23 protein-coding genes and 2 pseudogenes are annotated in these 25976 nt (G+C 62.6%); 14 read left to right on the top strand and 11 right to left on the bottom strand.

The window, feature by feature from the left end:
• The first annotated feature begins 346 nt into the window (after positions 1-346).
• From M9955_22610 to M9955_22600, 3 genes are read left to right on the top strand one after another with little or no spacing between them, the layout of a single operon-like run.
• The gene (locus M9955_22610) at positions 347-1051 is read left to right on the top strand and encodes a hypothetical protein (GenBank protein MCO5084434.1); all 705 of its coding nucleotides are present in this window, start codon (positions 347-349) and stop codon (positions 1049-1051) included.
• A 7-nt stretch (positions 1052-1058) separates the two neighbouring features.
• Positions 1059-2270, top strand: a complete 1212-nt coding sequence (locus M9955_22605) for a YcaO-like family protein (GenBank protein MCO5084433.1) — start codon at positions 1059-1061, stop codon at positions 2268-2270.
• 5 nt (positions 2271-2275) lie between these two features.
• Positions 2276-3010 carry a TfuA-like protein gene (locus M9955_22600; GenBank protein ID MCO5084432.1) on the top strand — a complete coding sequence of 245 codons (735 nt, stop codon included), beginning with the start codon at positions 2276-2278 and terminating at the stop codon, positions 3008-3010.
• 26 nt (positions 3011-3036) lie between these two features.
• On the opposite strand, the gene M9955_22595 is transcribed toward M9955_22600, so the two are convergent.
• The 6 genes from M9955_22595 to M9955_22570 all read right to left on the bottom strand — a co-directional run bounded on the left by M9955_22595 (position 3037) and on the right by M9955_22570 (position 9716).
• On the bottom strand, positions 3037-4980 hold the full coding sequence (locus tag M9955_22595) for an adenylate/guanylate cyclase domain-containing protein (protein ID MCO5084431.1): 1944 nt from the start codon (positions 4978-4980) through the stop codon (positions 3037-3039).
• A 158-nt stretch (positions 4981-5138) separates the two neighbouring features.
• A complete protein-coding gene (locus M9955_22590) occupies positions 5139-5564 on the bottom strand; it encodes an acyl-CoA thioesterase (protein ID MCO5084430.1) in 426 nt (141 codons plus the stop codon).
• Entirely contained in the window at positions 5561-6496 is a 936-nt protein-coding gene (locus M9955_22585) for a 3-keto-5-aminohexanoate cleavage protein (GenBank protein MCO5084429.1), read from the bottom strand. Before M9955_22585 ends, M9955_22590 begins: the two co-directional genes overlap by 4 nt.
• Positions 6497-6529: 33 nt before the next feature.
• Complete coding sequence (locus tag M9955_22580) at positions 6530-7639, bottom strand: ABC transporter ATP-binding protein (GenBank protein MCO5084428.1); 1110 nt, start codon at positions 7637-7639, stop codon at positions 6530-6532.
• Positions 7636-8349 carry a GntR family transcriptional regulator gene (locus tag M9955_22575; protein ID MCO5084427.1) on the bottom strand — a complete coding sequence of 238 codons (714 nt, stop codon included), beginning with the start codon at positions 8347-8349 and terminating at the stop codon, positions 7636-7638. Before M9955_22575 ends, M9955_22580 begins: the two co-directional genes overlap by 4 nt.
• A gap of 32 nt (positions 8350-8381) precedes the next feature.
• The gene (locus M9955_22570) at positions 8382-9716 is read right to left on the bottom strand and encodes an aminotransferase class III-fold pyridoxal phosphate-dependent enzyme (GenBank protein ID MCO5084426.1); all 1335 of its coding nucleotides are present in this window, start codon (positions 9714-9716) and stop codon (positions 8382-8384) included.
• Between the two features lie 122 nt (positions 9717-9838).
• Here M9955_22570 and M9955_22565 point away from each other — a divergent pair, with 122 nt between their 5' ends.
• The 7 genes from M9955_22565 (at position 9839) to M9955_22535 (ending at position 16378) form a co-directional block, all read left to right on the top strand.
• Positions 9839-10894, top strand: a complete 1056-nt coding sequence (locus M9955_22565; GenBank protein ID MCO5084425.1) for an ABC transporter substrate-binding protein — start codon at positions 9839-9841, stop codon at positions 10892-10894.
• 19 nt (positions 10895-10913) lie between these two features.
• Positions 10914-12122 carry an ABC transporter permease gene (locus M9955_22560; GenBank protein MCO5084424.1) on the top strand — a complete coding sequence of 403 codons (1209 nt, stop codon included), beginning with the start codon at positions 10914-10916 and terminating at the stop codon, positions 12120-12122.
• Positions 12119-12928: an ABC transporter permease gene (locus M9955_22555; GenBank protein MCO5084423.1), complete on the top strand. Its 810-nt coding sequence runs from the start codon at positions 12119-12121 to the stop codon at positions 12926-12928. Before M9955_22560 ends, M9955_22555 begins: the two co-directional genes overlap by 4 nt.
• Complete coding sequence (locus tag M9955_22550) at positions 12925-14103, top strand: M20 family metallopeptidase (protein ID MCO5084422.1); 1179 nt, start codon at positions 12925-12927, stop codon at positions 14101-14103. The genes M9955_22555 and M9955_22550 overlap by 4 nt, the downstream gene beginning before the upstream one ends.
• 3 nt (positions 14104-14106) lie before the next feature.
• Positions 14107-15543, top strand: coding sequence for an FAD-binding oxidoreductase (locus M9955_22545; GenBank protein MCO5084421.1), 1437 nt, complete (start codon positions 14107-14109; stop codon positions 15541-15543).
• 2 nt (positions 15544-15545) lie between these two features.
• On the top strand, positions 15546-15908 hold the full coding sequence (locus tag M9955_22540; protein MCO5084420.1) for an AraC family ligand binding domain-containing protein: 363 nt from the start codon (positions 15546-15548) through the stop codon (positions 15906-15908).
• Between the two features lie 176 nt (positions 15909-16084).
• Positions 16085-16378: a hypothetical protein gene (locus M9955_22535; protein MCO5084419.1), complete on the top strand. Its 294-nt coding sequence runs from the start codon at positions 16085-16087 to the stop codon at positions 16376-16378.
• 46 nt (positions 16379-16424) lie between these two features.
• Here the strand turns inward: M9955_22535 and M9955_22530 are convergent, their stop codons facing one another.
• The 3 genes from M9955_22530 to M9955_22520 form a co-directional block, all read right to left on the bottom strand.
• The gene (locus tag M9955_22530; protein ID MCO5084418.1) at positions 16425-16958 is read right to left on the bottom strand and encodes a hypothetical protein; all 534 of its coding nucleotides are present in this window, start codon (positions 16956-16958) and stop codon (positions 16425-16427) included.
• A gap of 4 nt (positions 16959-16962) precedes the next feature.
• Positions 16963-18110 (bottom strand): IS3 family transposase gene (locus M9955_22525; GenBank protein MCO5084417.1). Its coding sequence is split into 2 segments (ribosomal slippage): positions 16963-17861 and positions 17861-18110, totalling 1149 coding nucleotides; the frame shifts between segments, so codons are not numbered across the junction.
• A gap of 27 nt (positions 18111-18137) precedes the next feature.
• Positions 18138-18920 carry a hypothetical protein gene (locus M9955_22520; protein MCO5084416.1) on the bottom strand — a complete coding sequence of 261 codons (783 nt, stop codon included), beginning with the start codon at positions 18918-18920 and terminating at the stop codon, positions 18138-18140.
• A gap of 809 nt (positions 18921-19729) precedes the next feature.
• Here M9955_22520 and M9955_22515 point away from each other — a divergent pair.
• From M9955_22515 to M9955_22505, 3 genes and pseudogenes are all read left to right on the top strand, one after another.
• Positions 19730-21034 (top strand): hypothetical protein, encoded by a 1305-nt coding sequence (locus M9955_22515; protein ID MCO5084415.1) that lies wholly within the window; start codon positions 19730-19732, stop codon positions 21032-21034.
• Positions 21035-21238: 204 nt separating this feature from the next.
• Positions 21239-22261 (top strand): annotated as a pseudogene (locus M9955_22510) (IS110 family transposase).
• A 381-nt stretch (positions 22262-22642) separates the two neighbouring features.
• On the top strand, positions 22643-23104 hold the full coding sequence (locus tag M9955_22505) for a hypothetical protein (GenBank protein MCO5084414.1): 462 nt from the start codon (positions 22643-22645) through the stop codon (positions 23102-23104).
• Here M9955_22505 and M9955_22500 read toward each other — a convergent pair.
• Both M9955_22500 and M9955_22495 read right to left on the bottom strand, forming a co-directional pair.
• Positions 23098-23300 (bottom strand): annotated as a pseudogene (locus M9955_22500) (cytochrome c). The gene M9955_22505 and the pseudogene M9955_22500 overlap by 7 nt on opposite strands.
• A gap of 48 nt (positions 23301-23348) precedes the next feature.
• Positions 23349-24482 (bottom strand): acetylserotonin O-methyltransferase, encoded by a 1134-nt coding sequence (locus tag M9955_22495; GenBank protein ID MCO5084413.1) that lies wholly within the window; start codon positions 24480-24482, stop codon positions 23349-23351.
• 242 nt (positions 24483-24724) lie between these two features.
• On the opposite strand from M9955_22495, the gene M9955_22490 reads away from it, so the two are divergent.
• Positions 24725-25648 (top strand): AraC family transcriptional regulator, encoded by a 924-nt coding sequence (locus M9955_22490; protein MCO5084412.1) that lies wholly within the window; start codon positions 24725-24727, stop codon positions 25646-25648.
• Positions 25649-25976 lie beyond the last annotated feature (328 nt).

Genomic DNA, 25976 nt, shown 5'->3' with positions numbered 1-25976 from the left:
GCACTGGCGCGAGATCGCAAACATTGTTGCGCTGCCCGACGTAAAGGAAGCCGGGAGGCCGATCGTTCGCGGTCCCTGCAAAACGCGGCGATGAATTCATATGAAGGATCGATTGTAATGATCAGTCGACTGACGAGCGCGACTGGCATCACAGTGTCTCCGCGATAAAGTGGCGGGCGATATCCATGCCCGCCTCCGAATTTCAGACTGACCTGCTCCCCGGTAACGGCACAGCCTTTCCAACTCCGAAAAAACCAGTTACAATTACCAGTTAAGCGCATTCAATTCAAATTCGAACGGAAAAGATAATAGTACAGTCAAGTATTGTTTCCGAGGGAGGGTTAGCATGTCTGCTGGTGATCCCAATTTCTGCGCAATATATACGGCTGACCCACAGGCCAGCGTTTGGATAGAGGAAGGAAACGAAGACTTTTACGTTCGATACCAGAGATGGATCACCCAGAACAAACCAACTTCTCTGAAGGACATGACGTTCTTCTTCCAAAACAGCGATAAGGCCAGGGAGAAACTTAAAGCGGGCGAGGCACCTAATGTGAGCGGGGGCGTCCTCCAGGAGGATTGCAAGGCTTTCAGCGATTTTGTTCGGGACTACCAACCCGTCGCCGTGGAACCCGACGCGCTGGCAAATGCCAAGCTCAACGCGATCGCGTCTTCTGATAACGATTTGTTGCGGTTTCGCGCGGCGCTGCGCAACTACTTCTTTGGCGAAGAGCTCACCGACGATGAGAAGTGGATTCTGAACGGCGCGCTGTTCGTCCAGGTCGAGATGACGCCGATCGCCGCCGGCGGCAAGGGGGACAAGCGGCTTTATGCAATTCCGGGAATTGCGCTGGTGGGGTTTGACCGTAACCTCGATGACCGAAGATGGGCCCTCGTCGATCAGGAAATCAGCAAGGCGCTGAACGCCGTCCGGAGTAACGTCATTAACGTGGCCGGAGCGGTCCAACTGCGTTTTGGCGGGGACAAGGCGGCGTCCATCTATGAGCCGGTCGAGATCGGCGGCGGCATGGTCATTATGGGCCGCAACTGACGGGTTGGTGATTGCGGCGGCTTCGGCGATGATCGTCCGAGATAGTGCCGCGTCGGTCTTTACGTCACGACGAGCATCGGCCGCTGCGTCCCTCGACGATACGCTGGCGGCATGCCGCGCATTGGAGCGGCAGGCGGGCATCACGCGGGTGGCCGACATCAGCGGGCTGGACGAAATCGGGCTCAACGTGGTCTCGGTCATCCGCCCAAACTCGCGCGCCCTCAGCATCGCATCCGGTAAGGGTGCAACTCTGGCTGAAGCTCGGGTCTCCGGATTGATGGAGGGCCTGGAGATTTTCCATGCCGAGATATTCTCCGATCGGGTGCCTTTCTCCGATCTTCCCGGCGGCTGCATCGTGCCGGATCTGTCTGCATTGCCGCGTGCCGCCGATGCCCGGCGACCGACCAGGCCCTGGCCTTCGCTTGCGATGACGGTTGGCTGCGAACTGATCTCCGGATCGCTGGCTGCCGTGCCCTTTGGCCTCGTTCACACTGATTTTCGCGTCGAAACGGAGCGGAGCAATGACGGCTATGTCATATCCAGCAATGGCCTCGGCGGCGGCGCCGACATGACCGAAGCGGTGCTGCATGGATTGTGCGAGGTCATCGAGGGCGATGCGGTCGCGGTGTTCCATGCGTCGCAAAAGGATCGCTTTGCGCGAATCGACTGGAGCACCGTAGACGATGCGGACGCGCTGATCTTTCGCAGCAACTGCCTCAGTTTCGGCGTAGACGTCATCACGTGGGACATCACGACGGAGATTGGGGTTCCCTGCTTCTATTGTCGGCTGGTCGAGCGCGGAAACGGTCCCCTGAACATAGCCATCGCGACGGATGGCGCAGGTTGCCATCCAATTCCCGCCATCGCGTTGAAAGGCGCGCTTTTTGAGGCGATACAGACCCGTGCTCTGCTGATTTCGGGCGCTCGCGACGATCTACGCCCGCGCCATTACTGCTCGACCGCGCCATTGCCGTTCGGCTCGAGCGAGGTCCCACTTGTCGAAGTCGCGTGCGCCGGCAGGTCTTCGGCGGAGATGCTCGTCTGGCTGCTCGACCGGCTGACGGCGGCGGGCTTTGCTCAAGCAATCGCTGTGGATCTGAAAAGCCGTTCTCCACAACTGGCCTTCGCAAGGGTCGTCGTGCCCGGCCTCGAGACCTTCCCGTACGCTCGCCACTACAGTCCAGGCAAGCGGGCGCAATCCGCCGGAGCATGGCGATGAAACCAGTGATCTTTGCCGGTCCGACATTGCGATCGATACCGCGTGATGAGGCGTTCGACTGGCGTCCGCCGGCCCGGCGCGGCGATATCTACCGCGCCGCTTTGGCAGGCACGCGGCTGATCGGTCTGGTCGACGGTTGCTTCAAGACCGTGCCCTCGGTCCTGCACAAGGAAATATTGTGGGCGATGACGCGCGGCTGCGCGGTATACGGCGCGGCAAGCATGGGCGCGCTGCGCGCCGCCGAGTTGCACTCATTCGGCATGATCGGCATCGGCGCGATCTTCCGTGACTTCGCCACAGGGCGGCTGACGCGTGATGACGAGGTTGCTATCGAACACGGCCCCGCCGAACTGGATTTCCCCCATCTGTCGGAAGCGCTGGTGAACATCCGCTATACGCTGGCCAACGCGGTCGCATGCTCGCTGATCAGCGACGAAACCGCTACCCGGATCGCCGGCATCGCTGCCGCGACGTTCTACGCGCGCCGCGATCTGGGCCGCGTCATCGATGCCTACAATGCCCGTTCGGCTGGTGCCGTCAGCGCCGAAAGCCGCGAGCGGATCTTGCGAAACCGGGTAAACCAAAAGATGCTGGACGGCGTGGAATTGCTGGCCCGCGTGAAGCATGCGCTTGAAACCGGATCGACCTCGTCAGCAGCGGCCTTCACGCTGGAGGAAACCGGCTTCTTCGTCGACTTCCGAAACGCGATGGAGAGTCCGATCGTACGTGACTTTGGTTGAGGACTATCTCTGTCCATACGAGCCAATTATCCGGCACGCTCCACCTTCACGCTGTCGATGCCGATCGGGTCGACCGCTGCCCGCGAACGCGTCTTCGTTCGCTGGGGATCCGATTCCATTGAGCAGTGGACCAATCGCGCCTCGCAATCTGAAACAAGCTGCGCATAGCGGGGATGATCGCGGATCGGCGCGAGATCGAAATCCTTGGGTAACCAAAGCACGAACTCCGCTGGCATTTTCGGGACACATGCTTCGAGCAGATCCATTGCAGCGTCGAAGTCGCCGATCTGCGCCAATGCGCAGGCCATATTATATTGATCTGTGGTGTCGTTCGACTCGATGATCATCGCCCGGTCGATCCATTCGCTGGCGCGTTCCTTTTCGCCGACACGCGCGAGTGCAAGCGCCCCATGCGCCAGTGAGTTCGTATTGTCTGGATGTTTCAGCACGGATTTCTCTATACGCTCGAGCGCGCGATAGGTCGTAGTGACGAACTCTTCATGCCTGCCGGCCGAACGCAGCGCCAGCGCCATCAGATTGAGTGCGGTGTAGTCCGTCTCCGACAACCGCGACGCCAGGTCGAGATGCCAGATCGTCTCATCGAGCAATCCGAACTCGATGCAGGTCGTTCCGAGGTTCTGGTGCACATCGAAGGAATTGGCGTCGAGGCGCAGCGATTCCCGGTGCGCGACGAGCGCCTCCTCGAACCGCCCCTGCTCGGCGAGAATGCGCCCCATGGCGGAATGCGCCTCGGCAAGCGTCGGATCGAGGGTCAACGCCTTTCGCGCCGCTTCGAAGCCGGAATCCGAGGTCTGTCCGCTGAAGCTCAGATAGGACAGGCAGAGCGCCGACAGCGCCCAGGCGCGGGCATAGTCGGGATCGGCCTGAAGCGCCCGGCGGCAGAACCGCAATGCGATCTCATAATTCCGCGCGCCGCGCAGTTCGAAATACTGACGGCCCATCAGATAGAGCCGATACGCCTCGCTGTCATAAGTCGAACGTGTCTCGATCGCCTGCCGCTCCTGCGGCAGAAGGCGGACCTTCAGCGCTGACACGATCGCACGGGACAACTCGTCCTGGAGCGCGAACACGTCGCTGAATTCGCGATCGTAACGTTCCGCCCAGATATGGGTGTCGCGCACCGCGTCGATAAGCTGCGCGCCGATGCGCACGCGGCCGCCGGATTTGCGCACGGTGCCTTCGACGACATAGGAGACCTTGAGGTCCTTCGCGATCCGGTTGATGTTGATCGCGCCGCCCTTGAAGGTGAAGGCGGTGCTGCGCGAGAGCACGTTGAGGGCCGATATCTTCGACAGGTCTGTGATGATGTCATCGGTTATGCCGTCGCTGAAATATTCCTGCTCCGGATCTCCGCTGACATTGGCAAATGGCAGCACGACAATCGGAATGCCGGGCTTCGAAATGGCCGTAGCGTCGTCCGTCGCACCTGCCGACCGCGCCCCCGATACGCTGTAGACTCGCAGCGGCCGGGCGATGTTCTTCAACGTACGCTCCCCCAGGTCGCTGAAACGGAACTCGTCCCTGCTGCGGACCTGCCCGTACACCGTATCGGAGATCACAATGCCGCCGGGGTCGGCCTGGTTTTCCAGACGCGCGGCGATGTTGACGCCGTCGCCATAAAGATCATCGTCCTGGACGATGACGTCACCCATGTTTATGCCCATGCGGTAGAGCACCTGCCGATCGGGCGCCACTCCTTTGTTCGCCTTGGCCATCGCGACCTGTAGTTCAATGGCGCACTCAACCGCGCTGACGGAGCTGGGAAACTCCAGCAGCATCCCATCGCCCATCAGCTTGACAATCCGCCCCTTGTGGCCGGCGACCACTGGGACCACGATTTCCTTGTGGCGTGTTCTTATTGCCGCCAGCGTCGCGGCTTCGCTTGCCTCCATGAGCCGGCTGTAACCGACCACGTCGGCGAAAAGAATGGCTGCGAGACGGCGCTCCATGGTGCCTCTCCAGGCGAACAGACAGGATACCGGTTGCCGTGGCGGAAGTCCACGACGCCAAGCCGTATGCCGGAATGCGCTGGGCGCAGGGCCTGTGACGAATGTCCCGTGATCAGGCGCTGCGCGGGTTGTCACGAGAGACGTTACGCCAGTGACGATCACTTGTGCCCGTCTGCCAGAAGATCAATCGCCCTCCGTTTGATTGCCGGATCGAGTTCGATCTTGCTGCGCTGCCGCAAGTCGAACCGCACCGTAACCGTGCGCATCTGCGCGTGGAGAACGCCGTCGAGCGTGCCGTACATCTCGTGCAGATACGTAAGTGACGACACGCCAACCTTTTCGACATGGCTGTAGACCGTGATCAAAGTGCCGGCGGAGGTCTCATGCTTGTACTCAATCTCCATGCGCACATCGGCCCATCCGAGCCCGTTGTCAGCATCCCCCTGGCCGGCGATGCGACCGAGAAGCTGGAAGCTGGCGTCGTCGAACATCGCCACGTAGTGTCGGACATTCAGATGCCCCATCGCATCGCACATCCAGGGGTGAATGACGCCGGCGTAGGTGACGATGCCGCGTTCGTTCAAAATCCGACCTCGTCTCCACCCTTCAGCTTCAGCAGTTCGCGTGCTTCCGCCGGCGTCGCCACGTCGAGCGACAGTTCGCCGAGGATGCGCTTGATCTTCGCAACCTGCTCCGCGTTGCTTTTCGCCAGTTCGCCCTTGCCGACATAGAGGCTGTCTTCCAGACCGACGCGAACATTGCCGCCCATGATAGCACCCATGGTGCACAGACTCATCTGATGTTTGCCGGCCGCGAGGATAGACCACAGATAGTCTTTGCCGAACAGTCGGTCGGCGGTCCGACGCATATGCAGCATGTCCTCCGGATCGGGCCCGATGCCGCCCAGCAGCCCGAAGATCGTCTGCACGAAGAGCGGCGGCGTCAAAAGCTTGCGGTCGAGGAAATGCGCCAGCGTATAGAGATGGCTGACATCGTAGCATTCGAATTCGAACTTGGTGCCGTAGGCCTGTCCGACTTCGACGATGATACGCTCGATCTGTTCGAAGGTATTCGAGACGATACCTCTCTTGGTGGCCTCGAGATAGTCCTTCTCCCAATCGTATTTCCAGTCCGGGAATTTCGGCACGACATGGTGAAGCGCAAAATTCATCGAGCCCATGTTGAGCGAGCAAAGTTCCGGCTTGGCGGCATGCGCGGCTTCCAGCCGATGCTCCAGGCTCATGCCAAGGCCGCCGCCGGTGGAGATATTCATGACCGCGTTGGTCTGCTGCTTGATGCGCGGCAGGAAATCCATGAACAGCTTTGCATCGGGAGACGGCTTCCCGGTCTCGGGATTGCGCGCATGCAGGTGGATCACCGACGCGCCGGCTTCCGCAGCCCCCACCGCGGCATCGACGATCTCGGACGGGGTGATGGGCAGATAGGGGCTCATCGTCGGCGTGTGAACGGACCCGGTGACGGCACAGGTGATGATGACTTTCGACGACGGCTGCATGGTTTCCCCCGGGGTCCTTCGGTCTTTTGCGGGTTATGGATCGAGCGCGAGGCAATCCTCGCTGCGCCAGCCCAGGCGGATCGTCGAGCCCGGCGACAATTCCGGCAGCGACGGCGTGTTGGCGAGCTTGACCACGAACTGGAAATTGCCTGCGGTGCGGGCCACGACGCGGATGTGGTCGCCGACGTAGACGGACTGGACGATCGTCGCCGACAGTTCGTTCGACATTGCGGCGGCATCAAAGACCAGCGCGACGCGTTCCGGGCGAACCGAGAGCATGACTGGCGCGCCCGCTGACAGGATGCGCCCGGGCGAGACGGCACGCAGTGTACCGCCTTCGCCTGAAAGCGACACCGAGAGCTCGCCATTCGCGGAGACAGCCTCGACCGTCCCCGGCATCTTGTTGTTCTCGCCGATGAAGCTCGCGACAAAACTTGTCTGCGGCCGCTCGTAGAGCTCGTTCGGCGTGGACAGTTGCTGGACGCGCCCCGCATTGAAGACCGCGATGCGGTCCGACATGGTCAGCGCCTCGGTCTGGTCGTGCGTCACATAGACGAAGGTCACGCCGAGGCGCGCATGGATGTCCTTGATCTCGAACTGCATCTGCTCGCGCAATTGCTTGTCGAGCGCGCCAAGCGGCTCGTCCATGAGAACGAGCTTCGGCTGAAAGATCAGCGCCCGCGCCACCGCGATGCGCTGCTGCTGGCCGCCGGAAAGCTTGTCCGGGCGGCGGTTGCCGAGGCCAGGCAATTGCACCATGTCGAGAACGCTTTTGACACGCTGGACGATCGCATCCTTGCCCAGCTTGCGCACCTCCAGCGGAAAGGCGAGGTTTTCGGCCACCGTCATGTGCGGAAACAGCGCATAGTTCTGAAAGACCATGCCGATGCCCCGGCGGTTGGCCGGTACGCGGTCGATGCGGCGGCCGTCGACCAGAATCTCGCCTGCGGTCGGATCCTCGAAGCCGGCGAGCATCATCAGCGCCGTCGTCTTGCCCGAGCCGGACGGCCCGAGCAGGGTCAGGAACTCGCCGCGGAGAATTTCGAGGTCGAGATTCTGGACCGCCAGCACCGTCTCGCCGTAGCGCTTGCTCACGCCACGAAAATGGACGTGGGTCGCGCTCGGCGAGGCGGCGGCGGTCACTTCGCCGGCGCCTTGCTGGAGGTAGCAGAACGTCGCCTCGACGTTGCCGTGCGCGATCGGCTCTGGAACGCCACCGGCGCCGTAGCGGCACGCAAGATGATGTCGGCCGCCTCGGTCAGGTCGGCGACCAGCGCACGGCGCGCTGCCTGGCCGTCCGCCCGGCGCAGCGCGTCGATGATCTCGTCATGGTGGACGAGCCCCAGCACATAGGCCGTGTCGGTGCGCACGATGTTCAGGAACGGACCGGCGCGCAGCCATAGCTTCTCGATGATCTGCTGCAGGACCGGCGAGCGCGCGGCGCGATAAACGGCGAAATGGAAGTGGCGATTGACCGTCAGGTAATCCGCCATCTCATCCCCCCTGACGCAGCGATGCATCCGCTCGTTCAAGCGCACCAGTTCTTCGATTTCCGCCTCGGAGATGGTCGTGGCCGCCCATTCGGCGGCCGTGCCCTCGACATTGCAGCGTACCCGCACGAGGTCGGAGATGCGCGCCACCGTCGCTTCCGGCACGATGACTCCACGATTGGGATGGTCGAACAGCGCTTCGTCGCTGACCAGTTGCCGGAACGCCTCGCGCACCGGCATGGCGCTGGTGCGGAATTGTTCCGCAATCTGCCGCACGACAAGACGCTGGCCGGGTAGAAAATCGCCGTTCATCAGCGCTTCCTTCAGCCCGGCATGCACGCGCACATGCGCGGTTTCCGGCAAGACGCTGCCAGTTCCTTCCCTGCGGTCCAGCATCAGGCGGCCCGCGACGGCAGCACCTGCCGGTTGCTGGAGAGGAAATCGTCGAAGGCGTCGACGAAACCGGCAAGCTCGGCGTCGCCGAAGGGCAGCGACAGCGCCAGCATGCCGCGCGGCGTCACGTAATATCCGCGCAGCAGCATCTCGACATGCCAGAGCGCGATCAGCGAGGGGTCGGCGGCATCGAGCGGAGCCGGCGTATCGACCGGCCCCTTGACGAAGTGCAGGTTCATCAACGAGCCCCGGCCGAGCACGATTCCTTCGACGCCATGCTTTTCGAGCGCTGCATTCATGGCTTCACGCAATCTGTCTCCGCGCTGGTTGACAGCCCGGCTCACCTCCTGCGTCAGCACTCTGGTGAGGCCGGTGAAGCCCGCCGCCATGCTGAGAATATTGTTGTTGAAGGTGCCGCCATGCGAGAAGGCTTTGGGAGACGCCGGATCGAAGCGGTCGATCAGGTCGGCGCGACCGCCAAAGCCGCCAAAGCTGGCGCCGCCACCTATATACTTGCCGAGCGTGACGAGATCGGGGGTGATGCCGTGTACGCCGTGCAGCCCATGATAATCGAGCCGCGACGTCATCACCTCGTCAAAGATCAGCAGGACACCGTTGGCGCGCGTCGCGTCGCGCAGAGCCTGAAGGAATTCGCGGGTTGCCGGAATACAGCCGCCACCGCCCATCATCGGCTCGACGATGACCGCGGCCATATCGCCGGCATGCTCGCGGATCAGCGCGGTCGTGCCGTCGATATCGTTGTAGTCGCCGAAGACGAACGGGAACGGCAGGTTGAGGGGCGAGCCGCCATGGGCGAAGGTCAGCACACCGCCATGATAGCCCTCGCGGAAGGCCAGCACCTTCGAGCGTCCCGTGATCGCCCGGGCTGCCGAGATCGCCATGATGTTGGCCTCGGTGCCGGAATTGCAGAAACGCACGCGCTCGATGGCTGGAAAGCGGTCGACCACCGCCGCAGCAAGCCGCGCCTCGTAGCGGTTCGGCGCGCCGAGCATGATGCCGCCCTGTATGACCTCGACCAGCGCCGCCGCGATCGTCTTGTCGGAATGGCCATAGAAGCCGGCGCTGTATTCGGAGACGAGGTCGACATAGGTGTGGCCGTCGAGATCGGTCACCCGGCAGCCGTCGCCCGAGACGAAGGAAACCGGGAACGGCCGGTACCAGAGGACGGCCCGCGTGTTGCCGCCGGGCAGCGAGGCGGATGCCTCCTTGTGGCGCGCAAGGCTCTTTGGATTTGCGTCCGTGAATCGCTGCCGCGCCTCCGCCAGGACGGAGTCCAGGCTGACGTTCCGGCGCGCGTCGGCACTGCCCTGAAGCATTCGATCAAATCTCCGCAATCCGATGACTTTTTTCCATCCTATCGCGAATAACTATTGCTTATCAATCCGTTTCGCGCAACAAATTTGATCAAATCTACACCACAAGCAAAGGGGAAACTGAAATGAGGACATACCTGCGAACCGTTTCAGCCGTTGCGTTGTGCCTCGCGGCATCGACGCTTGCCGTATCCGCCGCCGACCCGATCACGGTCGTCGGCTGGGGCGGGACCTGGGACAAGGCCTACAAGGACGGCGTCTGGGATAAATACACCGAACAGACAGGCATACCGATCATCCAGGAGGAATGGGCTGGCGAGGTCGCCAAGGTGCGCGCGCAGGTGCAGGCCGGCAACGTCACCTACGATGTCGTTTCCACGGAAGCGCCGGGGATGGAGATCGGCTGCGCCGAGGGTCTGTTCGTGCCGCTGACGCCGGAGATCACCGGTGATGCGGCCAACTATCTGCCCGGCACGCTGCATGAATGCGGCGTCGCGTCCGACACCTGGGCAACGATCCTGACCTACAATACCGATGTTTTCAAAGGCGATGCCGGCCCGAAGAGCTGGGCCGACTTCTGGGACGTGGAGAAATTCCCGGGCAAGCGCGGCGTCTATGCGCAGGCGCAGTTCACGCTCGAGAATGCGCTGATGGCCGACGGCGTGAAGCGGGAGGACATGTACAAGGTGCTGAGCACGCCGGAGGGCGTCGACAGGGCGTTTGCCATGCTCGACAAGATCAAGCCGCATGCCGTCTGGTGGTCGACGACCACGCAAGGCATTCAGAACCTCGACAGCGGCGAGGTGGTGATGAGCGATCAGTTTAACGCCCGCATCACCAACGAAGTCGTGAACGAGAAGAAGCCCTACGCTATCGTCTGGGAGGCAGGTTTCTTCTACGGCACCGACTATTGGGCGGTGGTCAAGGGCGCGCCGCACGAGAAGGAAGCGCTCGAATTGCTGAAGTGGTTCTCGATCCCCGAGAATCAGGCTGGTTTCTCGAAGCTCTACGCCTACGGCACCGGCCGCAAGGAAGCAGCCGCCCTGATACCCGCCGAGTGGGCGGCCAACCTGCCGACATCTCCGGAACACATCCAGTATGCCGCTGCGTATGACAACGACTTCTGGACCGAGAACAAGGAAGCGCTGGAAGAGCGCTTCAAGGCCTGGCAAGCCAGGTAGGCGGCACGCGGTGCCGGTAATGGCCATACCGGCCGGGCGGCACCGGCAAGGCGCGTTCCTCGCCTTGCTGGTGTTGCCGCTCGTCGTCTTCGTCTTCGTCGTGTTTCTGTGGCCGGTCGCCCGCTTCCTTGCCCTCTCGGTCGACAACTCCGACATCTCCGGCAACCTGCCGCGCACCATCGCGGCATTGTCGGACTGGGAGCCTGAAACCGGCCTGCCCGCCGAACCGGTATTCGTCGCGCTGGTCGAGGATCTGGCGGACGCCAAGCGCAACAGACAGGACGGCGTGCTGGCCCAGTTGGTCAACCAGCGCGTCGTCGGCACCCGTTTCCTGATCATCAAGACCTCCAGGGACGCAGCCGACGGCAAGTTCGACATGCGCCCTGTGCGCGAGAGCCTGCTCGCGAAACATGCCGGTTGGGACAATCCCGCCCTCTGGCGGGAGATTTCACGCCAGAAGAGCGCATTCACCGACTACTATCTGCTGAATAGCGTCGACGTGATGCGCGGCGAGGATGGCGGCATAACAAGCGTGCCGGCGGATCGCGCCGTGTTCCTCGACGTGCTTCTCCGAACAATCTGGATCAGCGCGATGGTGACTGCGATCTGCACGCTCCTCGCCCTGCCGCTGGCTCAGGCAATCGTCAGCGCGCCGCCCGTCTGGTCCCGGCTGATGTTCGCTTTCGTGCTGTTTCCGCTGTGGACGTCGCTGCTTGTGAGAACGGTGATCTGGATCATCGTGCTGCAGAAGAATGGTCCGGTGAACGCCACCCTGCTCGGACTCGGCATCGTCAATGAGCCGCTCAATCTCGTCTACACGCGCTTCTCGCTCTACGTCGCCATGGTGCAGGTCCTGCTGCCGATGATGGTGCTGTCCATCGTTGCGGTCATGCGCCGCGTGCCGACAACTTATATGCGCGCCGCGCTTTCGCTCGGCGCATCCTGGCTGACGGCATGGCGTCGCGTACAACTGCCGCTCATTCTGCCCGGGATTCTTTCGGGAGGCGCGATCGTCTTCGTCTTCTCGCTTGGCTACTACATCACGCCGACGCTGGTCGGCGGTCCCACGGACCAGATGGTGTCAAGCTATATCGCTTTCTACACCAACAACACGCTGAACTGGGGCCTGGGCGCGGCGCTCTCGCTTCAGTTGCTGCTCATCCTGCTCGTATTCGCTTTCCTTTGCTGGACGGCGAACGCCATTCTGAGACGAAAGACAAGCGGATGAGCGCCAGCATCTTCCGCAAATGGCTGATGTATGTCTATGCGGGTCTCCTGCTGGCGTTCATCATCCTGCCGCTGCTGATCGTCGTGCCGATGTCGCTGACCAGCAGCAACGCGCTCGCCTTCCCGACGCCCGGCTATTCCCTGCGCTGGTATGAAGAGCTCTGGATCGACCGACGCTGGCCGAACGCATTGTGGAATTCTCTGGTGATCGCCCTGTCGACGACGCTCCTTTCCTGCGTTCTCGGAATTCCGGCGGCCATCGGCCTCGCCTGGGGAAATTTTCCGGGCAAGAAGCTGATCTACGCCATCATCGCCGCGCCGCTGGTGGTGCCCGTGGTCATCGTCGGTGTTGCCGCCTTCTCCTTCTTCGCGACGCTTGGCCTCGTCGGCAACAAGCTGTCGATCATCCTGACCCATACCGCCATGGCCGTGCCTGTCATGCTGACGACCGTCGTGGCGAGCCTGTCCACATTCGACCGCACGCTTGTCCGCGCCGCCGCATCGCTCGGCGCCGGAACCATGCGCACTTTCGTCAAGGTTATCCTGCCGCTCATCGCGCCCGGCGTCGTCACCGGCGCCATCGTCGCCTTCATCATCTCCTTCGACGAGGTCGTGGTTGCGAGCTTCCTGTCGACCGGCAACGAGCGCACGCTGCCGCGCATGATCTTCTCCGGCGTGCGCGAATCCGTCAGCCCGGCCATCGCCGCCGTGGCCGTGCTGCTGATCGTCTTCTCGGCCATATTGCTGGCGCTCATCGGCTGGTTGCAGGTTCGCGCCCAACGCCTGCGCATGAGGCCCGCATCATGAAGCTCGTGCCCTCCGTCCTCCAGCTCCAGGGCGAGATGACGGCCTGGCGGCGGCATCTCCACGCCAATCCCGAACTCGGCTTCGAGGAATTCGAGACGGCCCGTTTCGTCGCGGAGAAGCTGCGTTCGTGGGGGATCGAGACTGTCGAGGGCGTCGGCCGCACCGGCGTCGTCGGTACGCTGAGGGGCAGGCTCGGTGCGGGCGGCAGCATCGGCATCCGCGCCGACATGGATGCCCTGCCTATGACCGAGGCGCGCGATCTCCCGCATGCCTCGAAGTTTCCTGGAAAGATGCATGGCTGCGGCCATGACGGCCACACCACCATGCTGCTCGGCGCCGCTCATGCTCTGGCGCGTTCCCCGGACTTTGCCGGAACGGTGCATTTCATCTTTCAGCCGGCCGAAGAAGGCCGGGGCGGCGCCATGGCCATGCTCGATGACGGGCTGCTGGAGCGGTTTTCCTGTGACGAGGTCTATGCACTCCACAATTCAGAGCGGCAGTTCGGCGAAATCGCGATCCATCACACCGTCGTCGCGGCCGCCGCGGACCGCTTCAAGATCGTGGTGCGCGGCCGTGGTGGCCACGCTGCGATGCCGCATCTCGCCAACGACCCGATTCCGATCGCCGCGCGCATCCTGCTCGATATCGAGGCTCTGCCCGGCCGGCTGACCAACGTCCATTCGCCGGCCGTCGTGACCGTCGGCAGTTTCAGGGCCGGCGAAGCCTTCAACACCATTCCCGACATCGCCGTGCTGACGGGCACCGTCCGCACCTTCGATCCGGAGGTGCAGGCGATGCTCGAAACCGCGATCAGGCGTATCGCGATCGCTGCCGCCGGAGGTCGCGGCGCCAGCGTCGACATCGACTACGAACGACCGTTCGCGCCGACGATCAACACGCCCGCACAGGCCGATGTCATGGCACGTGTCGCGGCAGAGGTCGCGGGCGGCGAACGCGTCGTGCTCGATCCGCCGCCCGAAATGGGTTCTGAGGATTTCTGCTACATGCTGCAAAGGCGGCCGGGCTGCTATTTCCTCCTCGGCCAGGCCGACGCCGATCATCAGGCCGCTGCTCATGACACGCTTTATGACTTCAATGACGCCATTCTGCCGATAGGGGCGAGCCTGTGGGTCCGTCTGATCGAACGGCGGCTCACTCCGCGAAAGATGGAATAATCCATGCGGCTCGCCGAAAGCGACATTGTGTGGCGCAGTCACTGGCTTCGTCAGGCGCTGCCGGAAGATCCGGATCTGGCGCCACCGCTGACGGAATCGACGCAGGCCGATGTCTGCATCGTCGGCGGCGGTTATCTCGGCCTCTGGACCGCGATCCGGCTCAAGGAGCAGAACCCCTCGACGGACGTCGTCATCATCGAGCGCGACATCTGCGGCGGCGGGCCGAGTGGCCGCAATTCGGGCATGGTGCTGTCCGCCTGGACGAAGTTCAGCGCGCTTGCCGCCCTTCGCAATGGTGACGACGCCCTCAAGGTCATCAAGGCATCGCAGGCGGCTATAGCCGGTATCGAAGCATTCTGCCGGGCCGAAGGCATCGACAGCTGGTTCGACCGGGTCGGATGGATCTGGGGAGCGACCTGCGAAGCCCAGGTCGGCGCGTGGAACGACGCGCTGGACAAGCTCCATGCCCGCGGATACGTCCCGGCGTATCGTGTCTCGCGTGACGAGATCGCGGCGATGGCGGGAACGACGAGCCACCTCGCCGGCGCATTCGACGCCTCGTCGGCGACGGTGCATCCGGGCTTCCTGGTGCGCGGATTGCGTCGATCGGCATTGAAGCGCGGCGTGCGTATTTACGAAAAGTCGCCGATGACGCGGTTTTCCCGCAGCGGCAGGCTGAAGGTCGACACGGCAAGGGGCAGCGTCTCCTGCGGCAAGATTGTGCTGGCGATCAACGCATGGTCGGGCGCAATCCCGGAACTCGCGCCGGCGATCTTCAACATATCGAGCGACGACGCCATGTCGAAGCCGATGCCGGAGAAGCTGGAGAAGGCCGGCTATCGCCGCGCGCCGCTGATGATCGATTCCCGCGTCTTCGTCGGCGGCTGGTCGCCGACGCGGGACGGGCGTCTATCGGTCGGCGTCAGCGGCGGCATCATCGGCCTCGGCGGCTTCGTCGACCGGCGGTTTCATGGCCCTTCGCCGCGCGTCAATGAAATGCGGCGGGTTCTGCGCGACGGACATCCGGCGCTTACCGACTTTGAACTGGAAACCTCCTGGAACGGCCCGATCGACCGAACGGCGAGCGGCCTGCCGCTGTTCGGCACCCTGCCGGGCAATGGCGACATCGCCTATGGCTATGGCTTTTCGGGCAACGGCACGACGATGACCTATCTCGGCGGTCAGATTCTGAGCCAGCTTTTGACCGGCAGCGAATCGGAACTGACCGACTCGGCTCTCGTCCGCCCCGTGACCCGCGGCTTTCCGCCGGAACCCTTCCGCTTCATCGGCGCCCATTTCGTGCGCGGCGCGGTGCGCCGGAGAGACGACCTCGAACACGCCGGCCGCAAGCCGGACGGTCTCACCAGATGGCTCGCCGGCCTCGCGCCGTCTGGCGTCACCCCCTCCAAGGCCAACCGTCGCGGCGCGCGGAAAGGATGACCATGTCTAGGGCAAGGATCTTCAAACACAGCGAACTGAAGCTCAAGCCGGCGGTGACGCCGACCGGAACGTCTTCGATCGCCCGCGTCATCAACGGCGACATCAGCCGGCACATGGGCGGCGGCATCGAATATCTCGAAAACGCGTCGATCGACTGGACCGTCACCTATGACGAGGTGCTCTTTATCCACGAGGGTACGCTGACCATCGAACTCGACGATGGCCGGCATGAGTGCACGCCCGGCGACATCGTCTGGCTGCCGAACGGCACACATCTCAAATACATCGCCACGGAACGCACCGGCTATTTTTATGCCCTCTACCCGTTCGATTGGGCGGCGCGACAGGGCACGGTTGAACCGTAGGCCGCGGCAATCAGAGCAGTGTAAGGTATCGTCACCCCGCCGGGGCGCTCAAATCATTCACCGTCTCGGCAACATTCGCGGCGTGGTGTCTCGGTCGCGCCCCGACGAAGAAAATCATCAGCGTAAGCTATTCGCGAGATCTCGCCGTCAGTCTCGGCACAGGCCTTCGCAACATCATGCAATCCGAACGCTATCGTTGTCTGTTCCCCAACACCCGACTCGGCGGCAGAAACACCGAGACCGAGCAGACAACGACCGCCGGGGGTTTTCGCTATGCGACGTCGGTCGGAGGAACGCTCACCGGGCGCGGCGGTGACTTGATCCTCGTAGACGATCCGATCAAGGCTGGCGACGTCATGTCGGAGGCCGAGCGCAATTCGGCCAACAACTGGTTCCGTGACGCGCTGCTGTCCAGACTGGACAGCAAGCGAGACGGCGCCATCGTCACAGGCCGCAACGGCTCCGCTTGAGGCGGATGGTTGCACACACATTTCGCAGAGTGGAATACTTCAGGTTCTATATGGCTCCGGCAAGTATCGCGTCGGCCACGCCCCGGAACTCCGCATCTGTGGCAGGCGCCCCCTTGCGGCTGACGAGGTCCATGATGCTGACATGGATCAAGTCGACCTGGGTCTCTGACGACGACAGCCCTTCCAGCTCGAGATTCCACTGCACGGCCTCCCGGGTAAGACCCTCACCGAGATAGACCCGCTCTCGGTTTCCAACCAGTTCCGGTAGGAAGGGTAGCACGTTGATCTTTGGAACACCTCCTTTGACCCGATCCATGTTCAGCTTGTTGTAGAAGGCGTCGTTGGCCATCACGAAGGCTCGCATGCCGACGACGGGCTTGTGTGGAGGCATCTCGATGCCGGTGAATCGCTGAAACACCTGCGACAGCTCGAACAGCCCTTCGAGGTTCAATCCGAGATCGATGCCATAGCCAATCTGAATGGCAGCCACGACCTCTTCAAGGGCTGCCAAGCCGGCAAAGTGGCCAAGCCCGTGGATCGTCGTATGGATGATGTGGCCTGCTGCCGGTTTTTCGGACACGAGGTTAAGCTAACATAGCTTTCTCCTCGAACTCGACAGGACTCAGGTAGCCCAGTGTCGAGTGCCTCCGTCGGGGGTTGTAGAAGCGCTCGATGTAATCGAACACATCTGCCCTTGCGTCGTCCCTTTTCCTGTAGACCTTGCGGGCTGTCCGCTCGGTTTTCAGCGACGAGAAGAAGCTCTCCATCGCGGCATTGTCCCAGACGTTGCCCGACCGGCTCATCGAACAGGTGATGCCATGGTCGGCCATCAGGCGCTGGAACTGCTCGCTTGTATATTGCGATCCCTGGTCCGAGTGATGGAGCAGGCTGTCGGGTTTGCCTCGGCGCCAGATCGCCATGATGAGGGCGTCGGTCACGAGCTGGGCCGTCATCTCTGCCTTCATCGCCCAACCCACGACACGGCGGGAGAACAGGTCGACGACGGCGGCAACGTAGAGCCATCCCTCGGCGGTCCAGATGTAGGTGAAGTCGGCGATCCACTTCTGGTTCGGCGCCGATGCCTCGAATGCGCGGTCAAGCAGGTTGTCCGACACGGAGGCTCGCTCGCCCGTATCCTTCGGCAATCCACGGCGTCGGGGCCGAGCACGCAGCCCGTTCTCCCGCATGAGCCTTTCGACACGATGAAGGCCGCAGGAGAAGCCTTCGGCCAGCACGTCATGCCAGACACGACGGGCGCCATAGGTTCGGTCGCTGCTCTTGAAGCTGCGGTCGATCCGGGGAATGAGCACCTCGTCGCGCCGCGACCGGGCGCTGGGGCTGCGGTTGAGCCAGGCATGGAAGCCCGAGCGGGAGACGTCCAGCGCACTGCACAGCCATGCCACCGGCCAGATCGAACGGTGCTTCGCGATGAAGGCGAATCTCATATCGCTTCCCTCGCGAAGTAGGCTGCGGCCTTTTTTAGGATGTCGCGTTCCGCCTTCAGCTTCGCCACTTCCTTGCGCAGCCGGTCGATCTCCTGCTGCTCTGGCTTCATCTGACCATGGCCGGGAAACGCATGCTGTCGATCGGCAGCGAACTCCCTGACCCACTTGCGCAGCACGTTCTCGTGGAGATCCAGATCACGGGCAGCCTGCGCAACAGCAACGCCTCGATCCTTCACCAACCTCACCGCCTCAAGTTTGAACTCGCGGCTGAACTTCCTTCTCTGCATTCCCACTCTCCAGTTCCGTCAAACACCTTATCTCGGTGTCCACGAAACCGGCAGCAGGCCAATGCTTGCCCCCGCGGAAGCCGCGAGGCAGGCGTTCGCAACGCCAAGGCCGAGATGGTTGTGGCAGTGAACCTGGACGGGGGACTTCAGGAAATGCCGTACGAATGAAACCAGATAGTGGAAGCCCTGGGGCGTGCAGACACCATGGGTATCGGTCAGGCAGACTTCGTCCAGCATCCCCTCGCGATCGATGGCGGAAAGTATCGTGCGGATGTCGCCGACATCTGCACGGGTGATCCCTTGCGCCAGCATGGCGACAGACAGGCCATGACTGCGCGCGTGTGTGGCTAGAGCGAGGAAATTCGCGACCTTCTCAGCGTTGGATTCCGCCGTAATGTCCTGCACATGCGACAGGTATTGCCGTATGATCACCTGGCCGGCGCCACATTCAGCAGCCCGGTCGATATCCTCGCGCGTCGAGGAAAGCGCGACCAGCTTGGCTTTCTTTACGGCCTTGGCGACGCGCTTGGCGGCCGAGACCTCGATTTTCAGCCGCCCGATCTCTTCCGGCGTCACCCGCGGCGGATATCCGAGGATCCCAATACGGTGGACGCCGAGGTCGTCGAGCAGTCCGGCGATTGTGAGCTTCTGGTCCTCGGTGAGATGGGCGCCGGACATGCCTTCCCCATTCTCGTCCAGCGAGAGATCCAAAAGCTCGACCTTGTTGGGAAATTGCAGGTCCTGCTGCACTTCCGTCGAGAAGGTATGGGGACTGGAATACCATTGGTCTTTGATCCAGGGCTGCGCCATGATTACTCCGCTATGCAGGTTTGTGTGTGAAGGGGATGGGTGCTTAGCGAGCCAGTTCCTGGGGCTTCCAGGCGAGCACGCGATCCGGGCGATGGGCCGACGCCGACCCTCTACCAGCAATATTGGACGTTCTTCGATCCGCGCAACACGGCGCGCACCTTCTCGGATTTCTACGACCTGTGGCTGGAGAATCCGGCCGGCGATGCAGGCCTCACCTTCGACGTCTCCGGCCGCCGGACCGTGATCGCCTGCACCGAGTTCGAGCGGGAGACCTGCGGCAACCGCTACGCGCCGCCCGATCCAAAGGCGGGCTTCGACAGCGGCTCGCGCTACGATACGGTGCTTGCCCGTTTCCACACCTCCAACATCCGCAACGCGCCGGGCACGGGACGCCCGTATCCCGGTCCGTCGCCGGCTTGGCTGGAGAAGCGGTCCTGCGTCCAGCATGTGAGCCTGGCGCGCGACTTCGCCTATTCTGACCATTTCGGCACGATCATCGAGGTCGGCCCGGAAGCGCCCTATTGCAACCCGATGGAGGCCAAGGCGAACCCGCATTTGTGGCGCGAGCCCAATACGGCGCCGTTCCCGGACCCGAACAAGCCCGGCTACGACAGCAAGGCGGGCGTGCACAATGGCTGGTTCCGCCATCGCGGTGCCAACGAATGGTTCTTCGTCAGCGAGCCGGGCGCCTTCGATCTGATCATTGAGGGGAAGGATTCTGGCATGTACGGCATCATGGTCGAGGCCTTCCTGCCGTCCGACATCTCGACGCCCATTCCCGTGGCCGATTCCAAGCAGCATGTCGACGGGTGCCCGGCGATCCGGCCTGCAACAGTGAATCGAACGGCTCGGCGATCGCCAATCCCGACCCGCAGAACGGCGGGACGATTGCGGAGGCCTGCGGAAAGCCGGAGACGCGGGTCACCTTCCGCAGCCCCGGCCAGCTCTATTTCCGCATCACGCCGGCCCGCTACGTCGACAAGGTCAACAAGCCCGGAATCGCCCGCCGCTGCACGAGCTGCACCGGCCGCTATCACGTCCGCTTCCGCAAGCGGACCTGCCGCAAGCCGGTCGAGGCGATCGCCGTCTCCTCGGGGATCAAGGCGGACCTCGACACGACGGAACAGGGCTGGTTCGGCGCCGGGCAGGATTCCTGCTGGTTCCAGGTGGAGATGCAGAAGCCCTCCTCCGCAACCGACTTCCAGACGCTCAGCATCGCCAATGTCGGCAGCCTTGACGGCCAGGCCTGCACGAATGTGGCGGCGTCCGGCGGCAATTGCTCACGCGCCTACGAGATGGACGTGTTCACCGACAAGGCGACGGCCGATGCCCATGGAGCGACGCTGTGGCGCTTCCCGCAGGAAGCGGCATTGCTGGGCGGAGGCAGGACCGATACCGCGAACGTCGACGCGGCCTGGAACCTCACGCCCGAACCGGATACGGGCCGGAAGGCCTATTACGTCCGGACAAGGCGCGACGACACCTCCCGCCCGCATGCTGCCTACCTCACCTGGGACACCAACCTGAAATCGGTGGTGTTCCAGGCGATCAGCACCACCAACATCGAGGACGATTACCTCTTTACCATCTGGAATCCGTTCGGCGACGACATCCAGGTCTCCGATCCGCTGAACAATACGGACGAGATCCGGATCCGGCAGTTCTCCAACGGCGGCCAGCTGAACTCTGTCGACTACGACCTGAACGTCGACAATGCCGGCAACGACACCTACCGTTTCCCAGATATGTGGCCGGACTTCCCGATGACAGGCGTCGACGGCAAGCCACGGGTCTATGGCGGCCGCTTCCCGACGGACAACAACCGGGGAACGTGGATCAACTACACCTCGTCGGCGCGAGTGGAGGCGACGGAGCGCGACGACTTCACCGCCTTCGACTGGGTTGTCGCCGATCACCTGATGTGCGGCGTGTCGGGAAGGGCGCCGCCTGGCGGCTGGCAGACCAAATGGTTCCTCGACACATGGGCGTCGCTGCCGGGCCAACCGCTCCGCTCGGCAACAAAGGTGTGGACCTTCGACGACATCTGCGGGGGAGATTCCGGCAAGCCGACATGGCGCTACGAGTTCAAGGCCGGCGTCGACCGGACCCAATGAGGTGGGATACCGGATCCGCTGAGCGTGGCGCGAGACGCGTGAACATGACGACGAATTGCCGCGCACTTCGATGCCCACCTATAGAGTCGAGTCTGCTCCTGGGGCCGCCGCTCTCCGAAGCTGCCATTCCGCTGTTGATGCGGTGGACGGCTCTCCTCCCTCCCTGCGGTATGATCGCGGGATTTGAGCTGGAGGAGCGCTATGGTGAGCAACGTTACGACGATCGGTCTTGATATCGCGAAGTCCGTGTTTCAAGTTCACGGCGTGGATGCGGCTGGTGAGGTTGCTGTTCGCAAGAAGCTTACGCGGGGGCGCGTGCTGGCATTCTTCAAGGGCTTGCCGCGATGCCTGGTCGGTATCGAGGCTTGCAGTTCGTCGCACTACTGGGCTCGTGAGCTCATCGCACTTGGCCACGATGTGCGGCTGCTGCCGGCTCAATATGTGAAGCCCTATCTGAAGCGACAGAAGAACGACGCTGCAGATGCATAGGCTATATGCGAGGCAGTGACGCGGCCGACGATGCGCTTTGTGCCGGTGAAGTCGCCCGGGCAGCAAAGCGTAATGATGCTGCACCGGGTCCGGTTGATGCTCAACCGCCAGCGCACTCAGATATCGAATGCGCTGCGGTCACACCTATCCGAGTTCGGGGTTGTGGCTCCGATCGGGCGGAATGAAATCGAGCAACTGCTCGCTGTCGTCAACGACGAGAAAGACGCCAAGATACCCGCAGACGCACGGCTTTGTCTGCGAATGCTGGAGGCACAGCTCCAGGTCGTAAAGGAACAGATCCTTGAAAACGATCGCCGGGTCCGTGCGAGTGCGCGAGAGACGGAGTTGGGTCGCAGGTTGATGGAGATTCCAGGCGTCGGCCCGCTGCTGGCGAGCGCGTTCTTCGCGACCATCGCCGATCCGCACGCATTCAAGTCAGGGCGGTATCTCTCGGCCTGGATAGGGCTCGTTCCAAAGCAAAACTCGAGCGGGGGCAAGGAGAAGCTCGGCAGTATCTCCAAGGCCGGCAATCGCTACCTGCGACAGCTGCTCGTGGTCGGAGCGATGGCGGTCATCCGCTATGCCGCGCGGAACGGCACCAGGCGGCCATGGCTCGTACAGCTAATGGCGCGACGAACGACCAAGGTGGCGGCCGTCGCGCTCGCCAACAAGACCGCCCGGATGGTCTGGGCATTGATGACAGGCGGCGAGCGCTACAGGGAGCCGGTCGTCGCATAAAGCAAGAAAAAGGCGAGCGATCGCTGACGAGGTTGGAAAGGGCGGACAGAAGCTAATGCACAAAGCCGAACGAACCCCTTGCCAACGGAGAGCCGTCCATACATGGCCCCAGTTCGGTCACGGGAAATCATTTCCCACTTTGGAAGCGGGCGGGCCAAGTCCTCCGGCACCTATTGGTGGGGAAAAAGACTGGCAGGTTTTGGGCCGCTACGCGGTAAAAGCTGCCTTTCACACATTCAACGAGCTTCGGCAGCGAACGCCCTCGAAGCCTATGGAACTACCGCGACAGGCAAGGCGTGGCGTCCGCGGCGGCCAAGAGATACGCTTGTGACAGGAGGCGAGCTTCCTCGCGAAGCCTGTGCGGGGGCGACGCCCGTCACCATGCACTGGGGACCGGAAATCCCCGCAGCCCTGAAGGCCGGGACGCTGGACGGCCTCATGGTGAACGTCGACAGTGGCAACCTGCTGAAAGTCCACGAAAGCGCCCCTCATGTGCTGGTCTCGAAGGATCTGCGGCTGGGGCATGTCTATATTCTGGCGATGAACAAGGATGTCTGGAACAGCCTCGCACAGGAGGACAGGGACGCCATCGGCCGCGCCGCCAGAAAATCCTACGAGACCTTGGGCGCCGTGATGGAGCAAAGCTTCGACGCGCAGCTGGAGGATCTCAAGAAGGCCGGGGCGACCGTGCGGGTCCTCACCACCGAGGAAGTAGCCCAGTTTGAAGCCGCCACGCAATACGAGGGCGTGCAGGCTGCCTGGGCGTCGCATCAGGAAAGCAAAGGCGTTGAGAATGCGGGCCGCACCCTTGCGGAGGTCACATCAATCATGGGCGAGAGGTGACGCGTCGTGTCCGGCTTGCCGAGGAAATGTCCCGGCGTGTGGCAATCGGTGCAACTCCCGATGGTCACCAGGTATTTCCCCCGTTCGAGCAGCTTGCTGTCGGCCGCGTTGGCGGACAGCGATACGATCGCCGCTGCCAGCGGCGCGAATGCTGCGGGCGCCACCGTCTGCCTGTCTGCGATGCCACGCGCGCCACGGCAGATCCGAAGTCCTAAATGCTCATGCTTGCCTCCATCCCGTGGCTCTAGGGCTTGCGGCCGATCACGGCGCCGCTCGCGGCAGGCCCGTCGAACCAGACCGTCTCGATGTCCCGGAAACCGGCTTCCTCGAGCCAGGCCGAATATTCGGCCGACGTGTAGTTTCGTCCGCCTTCGGTCTCGATCAGCATGTTGAGGCTCATCAGCGCGGCCGGCGCCGGCCCGGTCTTTTCGTCATTGACGAGAAGCTCGCTGATGACGACTGCGCCGCCGTTCGGCAAAGCCTCGAAGGATCGGCTGAGCAGGGCGCGGTTCTTCGTCTCATCCCAATCGTGCATGATCATCGACAGGAGATGCACGTCGTAGCCATCAGGCACGCCGTCGAAGAAGCTGCCGCCGACGGCGTCCACCCGGTCGGCCAGGCCGGCCTCGGCGATCTTGCCCGCCGCGATCTCGGCCACATGTGGCAGGTCGAACACGGTCGCACGCAGCGCCCCGTGCTGTTTGCAAAGCTCGATGTCGTAGGCGCCCGATCCGCCGCCAATGTCCAGGAGGCGATGGAAATCACTGAGATCCACCGCTTCGCCGAGCTTGCGCGCGGTCATTGTGGAAAGCGAATGCATCGCCTCCCAGAAAACTGCCATCATCGTCGGATCCTCGCCGTCGAATAGCGAGGATTGCGTGTCGGGATTCCACGTGGTTGGCCGGTTCGTGCGCAGCGCTTCGTCAAGTTTGCCCCAGCCCGGGTAGAGCCGCTTGTCGGCCATCTGCACGAAGCCGCCAAAATAGTAGGGCTTCCCGCGCACGAGATAGGTCTCGCTTAGCGGCGTGTTGCGATAACGGCCGTCGGTTTTCTCCAGAAGCCCGAGCGCAGCGCAGCCGGTCAACAGCATTTCCGCCGGGCGCGGGTGCAGACCAAGCGTTTCCGCCAGCTCTTCAACCGCGATGCCTGCGCCGCCGGCAAGGCGACTGAAGAGGTCGAGTTCGTGCGCGGCGGCGAGGGTTTTGAAGGCCCAGAAACCGGTCGAAAGCGCCATCAGCGGGATGGCGGAAGGAAGCTCCGCTTCGATGGCGTGCGGCGAGACGGCAACGTTCAGGTCCGGCCCGAATGGAATCCAGGCAGGACGTTCGCGGGCAAGCGTCGTCGTGCGCGCGGCAGCGCGCTGGGGATGGTTCAGCATGGTGCATTCCTCAGTGTTGGCGGTTAATTCGCAGCTTCAGACCGCATCGCATTCTTGGCGGTACGGGCTCCGAACATTGCTGCAATCCGGACCGCTCTAACTCATCGCCATCAAGTTCGTGGCAGACACATAGGGTAGTCACCGCAGCATTGTCATCCCAAAAGCTCCGGGTTTTGTTCTGATCTTGCTGCGGAATGGACAGCGGTCTTGCTGGCCGGGAGATTCTGATTACCTAAACTGTCATGGTACGACTGCAGGAGTACGCCACCTTCAACCATTTGCAGCAGTCGGGTGTTCCCTTGCGGGCCTCGGCACGCTTCGGGGAGGGCTTGGCGGCCGCGCTCTGGGAGCGGGAAGGACGCGGGCATTACCGCTATAAGCCGGCCAACCACCATACGCTCAGTTTCTGGGTCGCGGAGGGCGCGGGCTTTCGCCGGCTGCGCGGACGCAGCTACGATCCCATCCATGGCGAAAGCAGTCTCTGGGTTGTGCCGGCCGGCGCGTCGACCACCTGGGAAGCTGCCGGGAAAGGCAGGCTCCTCCACTTCTATATCCCGACGCCGGTGTTCGAATCGCGGGTGGTGGAGACGCTCGATGCCGACCCCAGCCTGATAAGCCTGCGCGAAGAGGGCCTCCAACGCGATCCGTCGCTCGAAAGCATTATCCGCTCCATGGTGCTGCCACTGTCGTGGGAGGAGCCGGCCGACCGCATCGCCATAACTCAGGCTGGCGAAATGCTGACCGCCTACCTCGCGGCCCACTGCAGCGAACGCCCGCTGAGAGCGCTCTTGATCCGCGGGGGTCTGGCGCCAGTCGTCCTGCGGCGGGTACAGGAGTATGTCGAAGCCCATCTGGAGCAGGACCTGACGATCGAGGATCTGGCTGCTGTGGCCGGTCTGAGTCCCTATCACTTCGCCCGCGCCTTCAAACGCTCGACCGGCTTTGGCCCGTATCGCTACGTGTTGCGGAGACGGACAGAGCGTGCCAAGCGGCTTCTTGCGGCAGGCAATATTCCGTTGTCCGATGTGGCACATTCCTGCGGCTTTGGCAGCCAAAGCCATTTTTCCGCCCGCTTCCGGGAGGTAACCGGACTGACCCCACGCCAGTTTGGCCGCTGTGTTCATGACCGGTCCCCAGCTAGGCGCGTCGGGGCTTCGGATCTTTGATCTCCGCCATTTGGTACATGGGGAAAGGTCTCGGTTGGGTCAGAATCGGTAAGCAAGCCAGCGACCTGTGCGGTGTTCTCTCGCGGCACCGAACAATAGGTGCGAGCGTTCGAGATGATCTCGGGGAGGCCTTACGCACTTCCAAGATACCCATCCGGACACTAGCAGACGACAGTTACGCCGATTTTGCGTTCCAGAATCTGTTGCGCGGTAAGCGACCCGATTACGCCGACAGCCGGGATGAGCCAAGAGCGGCGGCTTTCGGAAAGTCATCAATGATTTAGGAACGACAAAGATGAGGTCATGACCTGAAGGGCCGCTTTCGTCT

The sequence above is a fragment of the Rhizobiaceae bacterium genome, from assembly GCA_023953845.1.
Lineage (GTDB): Bacteria > Pseudomonadota > Alphaproteobacteria > Rhizobiales > Rhizobiaceae > Arvimicrobium.
The sequence above is the reverse complement of the archived record's forward strand: the minus strand, read 5'-3'. Positions and strand labels throughout refer to the sequence as shown.